Source organism: Streptosporangium minutum (assembly GCF_002149035.1).
Taxonomy (GTDB): domain Bacteria; phylum Actinomycetota; class Actinomycetes; order Streptosporangiales; family Streptosporangiaceae; genus Streptosporangium; species Streptosporangium minutum.
Genome location: NZ_NGFP01000305.1, coordinates 1 through 10,256 on the forward strand (window position 1 = coordinate 1; position 10,256 = coordinate 10,256).

A 10,256-nucleotide genomic window follows, 5' to 3' on the forward strand; every position below is an offset into this window, starting at 1 on the left:
GGGGGGCGTGTCTTCCTTAACCGTAGAAAAAGAGAAGAGAGTGCAATCCTTGGCCTTAAGAGAATGTATATCACGAATGCAACAAAAAGCGAAATAAGCCTAACCGCCAAATCTATAGTCAGGCATATGGAAGCCACCAATTGGGCAAACGATCTCGGTGCGAGTGATAGGGCATATCGGGATTCTTTGCATGCCCGAGTAGGGGAGCTGCACGCGGGAACGGCGCGGCCGACTCGATCCGCTCGCGGTAGAAGTCGATCCATCTGGCGTGGTCGAAGGTGACCGCGGCGATGACGCGGCCCTGGAAGCCGTAGGCCGCGGCGAAGCGGTGCTCGGCGAGCGACCCCTGGGTGACGATGATCTCGTCGCCCATGGGCGGCACGCCGACGGACTTGATGTTCACCCCGAACTGGGCGGACCAGAAGGCCGGGACCCACAGGTGGGGCCGGCGGTCGGGGCCGCGACTGATCATGTTGTGGGCGGCGACCTCGGCCTGCGCGACCGCGTTGCCCCAGTGCTCCAGGGAGAGGAACTGGTAGCCGAAGAGCGGGTGCGGGGACCGGGCGACGTCGCCGGCCACGAAGATGTCGTCGGTGACGATGCCGTGCACGTCGAAGGCCCGGCATCCGGCGTCGCAGGCGACACCCCGCGGGCCGGCGCCGAGTCCGGACCCCGCGAGCCACTCGGTGTTGCGCATCGCGCCGAGCGCGATCACCGCCACGTCGACGTCCAGCGTGCCGCCGTCGGACAGGTGGGCGCGCCTGAGCCGCCCGGCCGGATCGCCTTCGAGTGCGGTCACCGTGATGCAGCAGCGCAGGTCGACACCGTGCTCACGCTGGAGCTCCGCCGCGACCGCGCCGACGACGCCGCCGAGCGCGCCCACGAGAGGGGCCGGGCCGCGCTCGGCGACCGTGACCTCCAGCCCCCGCTCGCGGCAGGCGGAGGCGACCTCGGAGCCGGTGAACCCGGCGCCGACGACGAGCACCCGGCGGGGCCTGGCGGCCAGCCTGCGGTTCAGCCGGGCGGCGTCGTCGCTGGTCCGCAGGACGAAGACGCCGTCAAGGTCGGCCTCCGCGTCCCTCGGCCACGGCCGGGCACGGGTGCCGGTCGCGATCAGCAGGCGGTCGAAGCCGACCTCCTGCCCGTCTGCCAGGCGCACCCGCTTCTCGGTCAGGTCCAGCCCCGTGGCGGCGACCCCGAGCCGCCACTCCGCGTCGATCGCGCGGCGCCGGGGGAGGGTCGTGCCGTCCGCGGGTACCCTGCCGAGCAGGACCTGCTTGGACAGCGGCGGCCGGTCGTACGGCTCGTGCGGCTCGTCTCCGATCATGGTCAGCGACCCCGTGAAGCCCTCCTCGCGCAGGGTCTCCGCGGCCCGCAGGCCCGCCAGGGAGGCGCCGACGACGACCACGCGGCCGTGCCGCCTGAACGCCTTGTCGGACCCGTCAACGGCCATCGGTCCCCGCCCTCTCCAGCGCGATCGGCCGCTCCGGCGTGCCCGGCGCGTCGACCTGGTCGACGAGGATGGCCTGGACCGGGCACGCGGCCGCGGCCCTCATGACCTGCTCGCGCCGGGCCTCGTCGGCACCGGGGTCGTACATCAGCGCCTCCTCACCGTGCATGGTGAAGACGTCCGGCGCGAGGAAGGCGCACTGCGCGTATCCCTGGCACCGGTTGAGATCGACGACGAGCCTCATGAGGACCCTGTCCCTTCGACGGGTTCGGCCATCAAGTGCTGCCCAGACTAGGTCGCTGACCAGGGAAGTTGTCATCCGGAATCGCCGTGTTACGCCTTTTGGGGCTGGCTTTGCCGTGTTCCTCCCGAACGGTGGCCGATCAGTGCCGCCGACGAGGTCGTCCCATCCTGGGATCACCCCTTTGACGCCCGCGAGTTGATCACTATCGTCGGCTGCGACGGACGCGGGATATGTGCTCCAGGGGTTCTGGAGGCCGTACTCCGACTCATGGGATGGGGTGACCGGATGACTGTCGGGGATGGGTTCGCCTACGACGGAGGTGTCTTCAGTGAGGTGGCGGAGAGCTTGGAGATCATGGCGGACAAGCTCAGGGGGCTGAGGTTTTCCGGGGACGCGGTCGCTCTCCCCACCTGGGCGCTGGGCGCGGCGGGTGAGTGGCCGGCCCGGCACGAGTACGGGAAGACCTGGGGGGAGCTTGAGCAGGAGTTCAACTACGGCGAGACCGAGGGCACGTCTCTGGCGGACCTGATGCGGAAGACCCGGAAAAACTACGCCGGGGCCGAAGGCGCGAGCGCCCGCAGGGTGCTCGACGCCGTGACTGAGGCACGGAAAGCGGATCCCGACGAAGCTCCCCTTTACTCGGACTTCTCTGACGATTACTCCGATTATGAGACGAAGTCGTTCGGTGAATACTTGATGGACCCGACCAAACTGTCGTATGGCGCTGGGCTGGCCGCCATGGGGGCGGGCGCAGGGGGGCGTGTCTTCCTTAACCGTAGAAAAAGAGAAGAGAGTGCAATCCTTGGCCTTAAGAGAATGTATATCACGAATGCAACAAAAAGCGAAATAAGCCTAACCGCCAAATCTATAGTCAGGCATATGGAAGCCACCAATTGGGCAAACGATCTCGGTGCGAGTGATAGGGCATATCGGGATTCTTTGCATGCCCGAGTAGGGGAGCTGCACGCGGGGAGGGAGAGGAGGCTGTCGGAGCTCGCCAAGAGCAGTAAGGGCACGCAGGCGAACCTGGCGCGGGCGAAGACGTTCTCCTGGGCGGCCATGGCCGGTGGGCTCGCCTGGACCGTCATGGTCGTCCCCTCGGACGAGGACCTCGACCGTGCGGTCGCGGGCTGGGAAAAGCTCGCCTACGACTGTGGAGAGGTGTTCGGGCACGACACCGGCCTGGTCCGCGAGGCCGTAGCGGCGGCCTGGGCCGGGCCCGCCATGGAGGCCGCCGACGCGAGGCTGGTCGAGTTCGTCGCCGCGGGCGTCCATCTGGCCGAGAGGATCCGCCGCCTGTCCGACGCGCTCTCCGACACGGTCGAGGATCTCGCCCGCATCCACAAGGTCGCACTCGTCTTCTCCATCGCCAGCCTCGGCGTCATCGTGGGGGCGGGAATCGCGGCGCGGTTCAACCCCGCTCTGCGTCCCGTCGTCGAGCTTCTCGGCAGCAGGCTCTCCTCCGTGATCATCGTCTGCGCGAACCTCGCCCCGGCCGCCGCCGCCGCCGCGATCGCCTGGTACCGGGCGTTCGACGCGAGCCGGACGACGAAGATCGGTGACCGTGAGATCAGCGGGTTCAGCCGCTTTTGACCGGGGTCTCGCCAGGCGGGGTGCGGGCGGCGGTCGCCGCCTCCCGCCCCTCGTCGTGGATGGACGGGCGTTCGAACCGCCGGCCCCACGCGAACGCGCGCTCGAACGGCCCGCGGGCACCGGAGGGGGAAGAATTCCAGCGCTTGAACAAGCTTGGGTGTTCTGGTGTTTTGTGCCCGATCTAGGCTGGGAGAAGTTCCGGCAGGCCAGCCGGTTCCGCTGTCTCAGGAGGAAGCCATGACGAAGTTCATGGACGTCCATCACGGCATGGCGGGCATCACCGACCAGCAGTTACGTGACGCCCACGACGCCGACCTCGCCATCCAGGCCGAAGAGGGGGTGTCCTTCGAGCACGCGTGGGCGGACCCGGCGGAGGGCGTCGTCTACTGCCTGTCGGAGGCGCCCGACGCGGAGGCCGTGAAGCGGGTCCATGAGCGGGCGGGGCATCCGGCCGACGAGATCCACCCCGTGACGCTGGCGGTCTGAGCCAGGACCGGGAAGGCGCACGTCCGCGCCTCCGCCTGCCTGACCCAGGACCGGGGAAGCGCGCAGCTGTCTGACCCAAGACCGGGGAAGCGTGCAGCTGTCTGACTCAGGACTGGGGAAGCGCGCGGCTGTCTGACCCAGGACCGGGGAAGCGCGCGCCCCCGTCAGGCCAGGGCCGTGGCCAGCTCGGCGGCGGCGGCGGCCACCCGGGGGCCGACGACCTCGGGGTCGAGGGGAGTGAAGGCGACCACTCCCACGGACGCCTCAAGCCAGGGGACGCCCGGGACGGGAGCGGCTATGCCCCGCGCGCCCTCCTGGAGCTGGCCTTCGGTGGTCACGTAGTCGGTGCGGCCCTGACGCAGAGCCAGCACGGCGAGGCCGGCGGCGCCCCTGGTGAGCGGATGGCGGGAGCCTTCGCGGTAGGCGACGTGCATGTCCGTCCAGGAGGGTTCGACCACCGCCACAGCCAGGCCGTCGTCCCCCTCGGCCACCGTGAGGTGCGCGGTCGCGCCGACCTCCTCGGCAAGCCCGCGCAGGGTGGGCAGGGCGCCCTCACGGAGCAGGGGCTGGACGGCGCGCGCCAGGACGAGCACGCCGAAGCCGAGGTGGACGCGGCCGTCCCGGTCGCGGCGGACGAAGCCCTCGCTCTGGAGGGTGGTGAGCAGGCGGTAGACCGCCGGGCGGCTCAGTCCGAGCTCGCCCGCGAGCTCGGTGGGGGTGCGGCCGCGCCGGCCGTCGGCGAGCAGGCGGAGCAGGCGCAGGCCGCGTTCCAGTGTCTGCGACGACTCGGCCGGCATCAGGGCACCTGCTGGGCTGGGAGCATGCTCCCGATTATCGACGGTGCCCGCGCCGCGGACGTCGCGCGGCCGGTGCGGGGTGGCGGTTCCGCGGGAAACGGCGCGTGGCTCGGCGGTCTCGCGGGGGGACGGGACGCGCTGTCCGGTGATCGGCGGGGGTGTGGGGCGTGGTGGCCGGTGATCGGTGGGCTTGCGGCGGAGGACGGCGATGCCCGACGGTGAGGGGAGATCCACAGGAGGGGGTGGCCGAGGGATGAAGTCCGTCATCGTGGTCGGAGCGGGGATCTGGGGCACGTCGCTGGCGTTGCGGCTGGCGGAGTCGGGGTGGCGCGTCACACTGGTCGAGCAGTACCAGCCCGGACATCTGCGGCAGGCGAGCGCCGGGGAGACGCGGCTGCTGCGGGCCTCGCACGGGACCGACGACTGGTACGCCCGGATGGCCCGGCGGGCCCGTGAGCTGTGGCGGGATCTCGGCGAGCGGGTCGGCGAGGAGCTGTACGCCGAGACGGGGATGCTCTGGTTCGCGCGCCGGGCGCAGGGCTGGGAGCGGGCGAGCGCCTCGGTTCTGGAGCGGCTCGACATCCCCCACGAGCTCTGGGACCCGGCCCGTGCGGCCGCCCTCTTCCCCGATTTCCGCGGGGACGACCTGGAGTTCGTGCTGTGGGAGCCGGAGGCCGGGGTGGTCAGGGCCCGGCGGGCCACGCAGGTGACGGCCCGCCTCGCCCGCGCGGCCGGCGTCACGGTGGTCAGGGGCCGGGCCGAGCCGTACGGCGCGGGCGTCCTGGAGCCGTACAACGTGGTGTTCCGGCGCGGGACGGAGGCGCACGGCATGGCGTTCCAGGGGTGGGCGGAGCCGCGCGGTGAGAGCCGCGGGCCCGCGGTGCGGGTCGGGGAGGAGGTGCTGCGGGCCGACCGGGTGGTGTGGGCGTGCGGGGCGTGGCTGCCCCGGCTCTTCCCCGGCGTGGCCGACCTCCAGGTGACCAAGCAGGACACGGCGCACTTCGCGGTGGCGCCCGGCTGGGACACGCCCGCCTGGGTCGACTACGACGGATCGGTCTACGGGCACGGCGACCTCGACGGCCTGGGGATGAAGGTGACCTCGGACGCCGAGGGCGAGCCGTACGACCCGGAGACCGGGGACCGGCGGATCTCGCCGTCGAGCGAGGAGGCGTCACGCGCCTACCTGCGCCGCAGGTTCCCGGGCCTGGCCGGGGCGCCGGTGCTGTTCAGCCAGGTCTGCCAGTACACCCTCACCCCCGACGGCGAATGGGTCATCGCCCAGCCGGAGGACGGGGTGTGGTTGCTCGGCGGCGACTCCGGCCACGGGTTCAAGCACGCCCCCGCCCTGGCGGAGTACGTCGCCGAGATCCTCGACGGCGCGCGGCAGCCCGAGCCCCGCTTCGGACTGCACCCGAGGGTCCCCGTCCGGGGCCTGCGGACGAGCGGCCGGACCGACCGCGCGGACCGCTGATCAGTTGTCATGCCGGTAATAACCGGAGGCCCGGAATGTGCAGGTCTTTGGCAAGAATTGCTGGAGTCGCCTGAGTAAGTTGCTAGGTCCCTGTACCTCGGCGAGGGGACCTTGAGGATGAGCGACGCGCTGATCGCCCGGGTTGAGCGGTGGGCGAGGGAGATCCCGGACGCTCCCGCGTACACCTTCCTGGACTACTCCGCCGGACACGACGGGGTGAAGCACACGCTCTCCTGGGCGAAGGCGGATCTCAAGGCGCGAGCGCTGGCCGTACGGCTGCGCGAGGTGACGCTCCCCGGTGACCGGGCGGCGATCCTGGCGCCGCAGGGGCTGGAGTACGTGGTCGCGATGCTCGGGGCCATGTACGCCCGGGTGGTCGCGGTGCCGCTGTTCGCGCCCGACCTGCCCGGCCACGCCGACCGGCTGATCCGGGCCTACGCCGACGCCGACCCGGTCTGCGTGCTCACCACGACCCCCGCGCTGGACAGCGTCCACGCCTTCCTGGACGGCGGGTACGCGCCCCGGCCCAAGCAGGTCATCACGCTGGACACGGTCTCCGACCTGCTCGCCGACGAGTGGGAGCCCGAGCCGATCGGGCTCGGCGACCTGGCCTACCTGCAGTACACCTCCGGCTCGACCCGCGCCCCCGCGGGAGTGGAGATCAGCCACGCCAACTTCACCGCCAACGCCGAGCAGCTCTGGGAGGCGTTCCGGGCCACTCCCCGGGTGTCCACGGCGGCCCTGTGGCTGCCGCTCTTCCACGACATGGGCCTGATCGCCACGATCGCCGCGCCGATGGTGGGCGGTAACCAGGCGGTGTTCATGGACCCGGTCGCGTTCGTCATGCATCCGGTGCGGTGGCTGCGGATGCTCAGCGAGTACGACGACGTGTTCACCGGCGGCCCCAACTTCGCCTACGAGTACGCGGCCGGCCGGGTCACCGAAGCGGAGAAGGCCACGCTCGACCTGTCCGGGGTCTCGGTCATGCTCAACGGCGCCGAGCCGCTGCGCGGCAGCACGATCGACCGGTTCTCCGAGGCGTTCGCCGTCTGCGGGCTGCGGCCGGAGGCGCACACCCCCGGGTACGGCCTGGCGGAGGCGACGGTGTTCGTCACGGTGATGGACCGGGACCTGCCCGCCCGGGTGACCCTGTTCGACAGGGACGCGCTGACCGCCGGGCGGGCGGTGCCGTACACGGGTGAGGGACGGGTCAGCGACCTGGTCTCCTGCGGGGTGCCGACGGGGCAGCGGGTCGCCATCGTCTCGGAGTCCGGTACGGCGAAGCCGGACGGCGAGGTCGGCGAGATCTGGGTGCAGGGGCCGAACGTGGCGCGGGCCTACTGGCGGGACGGGGAGCGCAGCGCCGAGGTCTTCGGCAACGTGCTCGACGGCGAGGACGGCACCTGGCTGCGGACCGGAGACCTGGGCGTCGTCCACGAGGGCGAGCTCTACATCACCGGGCGGATCAAGGACCTGATCATCGTCGACGGGCGCAACCACTATCCACAGGATGTGGAGGTGACCGTGCAGGAGGCCGACCAGGCCGTCCGCCGGGACCACGTGGCGGCGTTCGCCGTGCCGGGGGAGGAGACCGAGCGGCTGGTCGTGGTGGCCGAGCGGTCCCGCAGGGCCGACGGGCGCGACCTGGCCGAGGTCACGGCCAACATCCGCGCGGCTGTCGCGAAAAATCATGATCTGCGGCTGCATGACTTCGTGCTGACCGAGGCGGGAGCCGTACCGCGCACGTCGAGCGGCAAGATCGCCCGCAGGGCGTGCGTGCGGGCCTACCTGGACGGCGCGTTCGGCCCCCGGACCGCCGGGCCCAGGGACGCCGGCGTCTGATGTTCGAGTCGTTCGGGCGGACCGTCTACCGGGCACGCTGGAGCGTGCTGGCGCTGGGGGCGGTGTTCGCGGTCGTCGCCGGATACTTCGGGCTGGGGCTGTTCGGGCGGATGACCGACGGCGGGTTCGACGACCCGGGCGCCGAGTCGACCTCGGCCGCCCAGTGGAGCCGGCAGTGGTTCGGCGGCAGCTCGCCCGACGTGGTGGTCCTCTACACCCACCCGACGTTCGAGGCCGACGACGAGCAGTTCAGGAAGGACGTGCAGGCCGCGCTCCGCGAACTGCCCGCCGAGCACGTCACGAGGACGTCCACCTACTGGACGGCCAAGGCCGGGGAGCTCGTCTCCGAGGACAGGCACTCCACCTACGCGCTGATCACCCTGCGCGGCGGGCAGCTGACGAAACAGAGCGGCTACGAGCAGATCAAGGACCGGCTCAGGACCGCGCCGGCCGGGTACACGGTCAAGGTCGGCGGCCCGATCCCGCTGCTCAAGGACCTCAACACGCAGACCGGCGCCGACCTGCAGCAGGCCGAAGCCCTGTCGATGCCGGTGCTGCTCGTCCTGCTCGTCCTCGTCTTCGGCAGCCTGGTCGCGGCCGGGCTGCCGCTGGTCGTCGGGCTGCTGTCGGTGGTCGGCGCGCTCCTGCTGCTCCGGTTGCTGACCGAGGTGACCGACGTCTCGGTCTTCTCGCTGAACGTCGTGACGATGCTCGGGCTGGGCCTGGCCATCGACTACTCGCTGTTCGTGCTGAACGCCTTCCGCGAGGAGATCCGCCGGGGCTCGCCGGTGGAGACGGCCGTCGTGCGGACCATGGCGACGGCCGGCCGCACGGTCGCGTTCTCCGGGCTGACCGTGGCGACCTCGCTCAGCGGCCTGCTGCTGTTCCCGCAGATGTTCCTGCGCTCGATCGGCCTGGGCGCGGCGGCGGTGGTGCTGGTCGCGATGGCGGCCGCGCTGATCGTGCTGCCCGCGCTGCTGGCCGTACTGGGGCCCAGGGTGGACGCGATCCGGCTCGCCCCGGACTTCGGCAGGCACAAGGGCGGCAGCGGCACCTGGCACGCCATCGCCTCCAGCGTGATGCGCCGCCCGGTGGCCTACCTCGCCGGGGTCGGCGTGGTGCTGTTCGCGCTGGCCGCGCCGTTCGTACACGTGCGGTTCGGCAGCGTGGACCACCGGGTGCTGCCCGAGCGGTTCGAGAGCCGCCAGGTCGCCGAGGAGATCAACACGAGGTTCGCCAGGAACGCGATGTCGCCGATCGACGTCATCGTGCTCGTCGAACGCGACCTCGTCGGGCCGATGACCGCGTCGGCGCCCGGCGCGCTCACCTCGGAGGTCGGGACGCGGCTCGGCCCCATCGGGGTCGGCAACTCGGGGATCACCCCGGTCACCGAGGTCGGCCCGCTGGACGTGAAGGCCTTCGTGGAGCGCCTGGAGGCACTCGACCACGTCACCGGGGTGGACGTCACCGGGGTCTCGCAGAACAACGGCGCGGTACGGCTGGCGGTCCGCTACGACGAGGACCCGATGTCGGACGAGGCCCGCGCGCTGGTCGGCAGGGTCCGCGACCTTCCCCTGGAGCGGAACTTCCAGGACGTGGTCGTCGGCGGCCCCACCGCCGCCCAGCTCGACCTGGAGGCCAGCCTGAAGTCCACGCTGCCGTGGACCGCGCTGGTGGTCTGCCTGATGACGGGCCTGCTGCTGTTCGCCGCGTTCGGCTCGATCCTGCTGCCGATCAAGGCGATCCTGATGAACGTCCTCTCCCTGGGCGCGTCCTTCGGTGTGATCGTCTGGGCCTTTCAGGACGGCCACCTGGCCGGCGTCCTCGGTTTCACCCCGACCGGCAGCATCGAGGCGACCATCACCGTGCTGATCCTGGCGGTGGTGTTCGGCCTGTCGATGGACTACGAGCTGTTCCTGCTCAGCCGGGTCCGCGCCGAGTGGCTGCGGACCCGGGACAACACCGCCGCCGTGGCGGTCGGCCTGGAGCGGACCGGCGGGGTCATCACCAGCGCCGCCCTGCTGCTGCTCGTGGTCATCGCGGCGTTCTCCACCGCCGGGATCACCATCGTGAAGATGCTCGGCGTCGGCATGTTCGTGGCCATCGTGGTGGACGCGACGCTGGTCCGGGCGCTGCTGGTGCCCGCGACGATGCGCCTGATGGGCGACGCCAACTGGTGGCTGCCGGGCTTCCTGCGGGGTTTCCACCGGCGCATCGAGATCCGCGAGCACGACGTCCGCGAGTACCGCCCCGCCGAGATCGCCCCCACCTACGTCACCGTGGAGCGCGAGGACGTCCCCGGCGGCCGCCGCGTCACTCCGGCGCACCGCCTGGAGCCCTCCCCGCCGGTGCCACAGCGGCGGGGTCATCACC

General features: G+C 71.2%; 8 protein-coding genes. 5 read left to right on the plus strand and 3 right to left on the minus strand.

Annotated elements, in window-relative coordinates:
* Positions 1-118: 118 nt before the first annotated feature.
* Together CA984_RS38965 and CA984_RS38970 are read right to left on the minus strand one after the other, a co-directional pair.
* Complete coding sequence (locus CA984_RS38965; RefSeq protein WP_242676418.1) at positions 119-1,453, minus strand: NAD(P)/FAD-dependent oxidoreductase; 1,335 nt, start codon at positions 1,451-1,453, stop codon at positions 119-121.
* The gene (locus tag CA984_RS38970; RefSeq protein ID WP_012895195.1) at positions 1,443-1,694 is read right to left on the minus strand and encodes a ferredoxin; all 252 of its coding nucleotides are present in this window, start codon (positions 1,692-1,694) and stop codon (positions 1,443-1,445) included. The genes CA984_RS38965 and CA984_RS38970 overlap by 11 nt, the downstream gene beginning before the upstream one ends.
* 285 nt (positions 1,695-1,979) lie before the next feature.
* On the opposite strand from CA984_RS38970, the gene CA984_RS46730 reads away from it, so the two are divergent.
* Positions 1,980-3,287 (plus strand): hypothetical protein, encoded by a 1,308-nt coding sequence (locus tag CA984_RS46730; RefSeq protein ID WP_165781584.1) that lies wholly within the window; start codon positions 1,980-1,982, stop codon positions 3,285-3,287.
* Between the two features lie 237 nt (positions 3,288-3,524).
* Positions 3,525-3,773, plus strand: coding sequence for an SCO4226 family nickel-binding protein (locus CA984_RS38980; RefSeq protein WP_086578397.1), 249 nt, complete (start codon positions 3,525-3,527; stop codon positions 3,771-3,773).
* Positions 3,774-3,937: 164 nt separating this feature from the next.
* On the opposite strand, the gene CA984_RS38985 is transcribed toward CA984_RS38980, so the two are convergent.
* Complete coding sequence (locus CA984_RS38985) at positions 3,938-4,570, minus strand: IclR family transcriptional regulator (protein ID WP_086578398.1); 633 nt, start codon at positions 4,568-4,570, stop codon at positions 3,938-3,940.
* Positions 4,571-4,823: 253 nt separating this feature from the next.
* On the opposite strand from CA984_RS38985, the gene CA984_RS38990 reads away from it, so the two are divergent.
* The 3 genes from CA984_RS38990 to CA984_RS39000 form a co-directional block, all read left to right on the plus strand.
* Positions 4,824-6,041 (plus strand): NAD(P)/FAD-dependent oxidoreductase, encoded by a 1,218-nt coding sequence (locus tag CA984_RS38990; RefSeq protein WP_165781585.1) that lies wholly within the window; start codon positions 4,824-4,826, stop codon positions 6,039-6,041.
* A gap of 117 nt (positions 6,042-6,158) precedes the next feature.
* Positions 6,159-7,883 (plus strand): fatty acyl-AMP ligase, encoded by a 1,725-nt coding sequence (locus CA984_RS38995; RefSeq protein WP_086578400.1) that lies wholly within the window; start codon positions 6,159-6,161, stop codon positions 7,881-7,883.
* A partial coding sequence (locus CA984_RS39000; RefSeq protein WP_086578401.1) for an MMPL family transporter occupies positions 7,883-10,256 on the plus strand: 2,374 nt, incomplete at its 3' end. The genes CA984_RS38995 and CA984_RS39000, both read left to right, overlap by 1 nt.

Bases quoted from the DNA above. Each gene is read 5' to 3' on its own strand.
- CA984_RS46730 (WP_165781584.1), top strand. From the start codon at position 1,980: ATGACTGTCGGGGATGGGTTCGCCTACGACGGAGGTGTCTTCAGTGAG.
- CA984_RS38980 (WP_086578397.1), top strand. From the start codon at position 3,525: ATGACGAAGTTCATGGACGTCCATCACGGCATGGCGGGCATCACCGAC.
- CA984_RS38995 (WP_086578400.1), top strand. From the start codon at position 6,159: ATGAGCGACGCGCTGATCGCCCGGGTTGAGCGGTGGGCGAGGGAGATC.
- CA984_RS38990 (WP_165781585.1), top strand. From the start codon at position 4,824: ATGAAGTCCGTCATCGTGGTCGGAGCGGGGATCTGGGGCACGTCGCTG.
- CA984_RS38970 (WP_012895195.1), bottom strand. From the start codon at position 1,694: ATGAGGCTCGTCGTCGATCTCAACCGGTGCCAGGGATACGCGCAGTGC.
- CA984_RS38965 (WP_242676418.1), bottom strand. From the start codon at position 1,453: ATGGCCGTTGACGGGTCCGACAAGGCGTTCAGGCGGCACGGCCGCGTG.
- CA984_RS38985 (WP_086578398.1), bottom strand. From the start codon at position 4,570: ATGCCGGCCGAGTCGTCGCAGACACTGGAACGCGGCCTGCGCCTGCTC.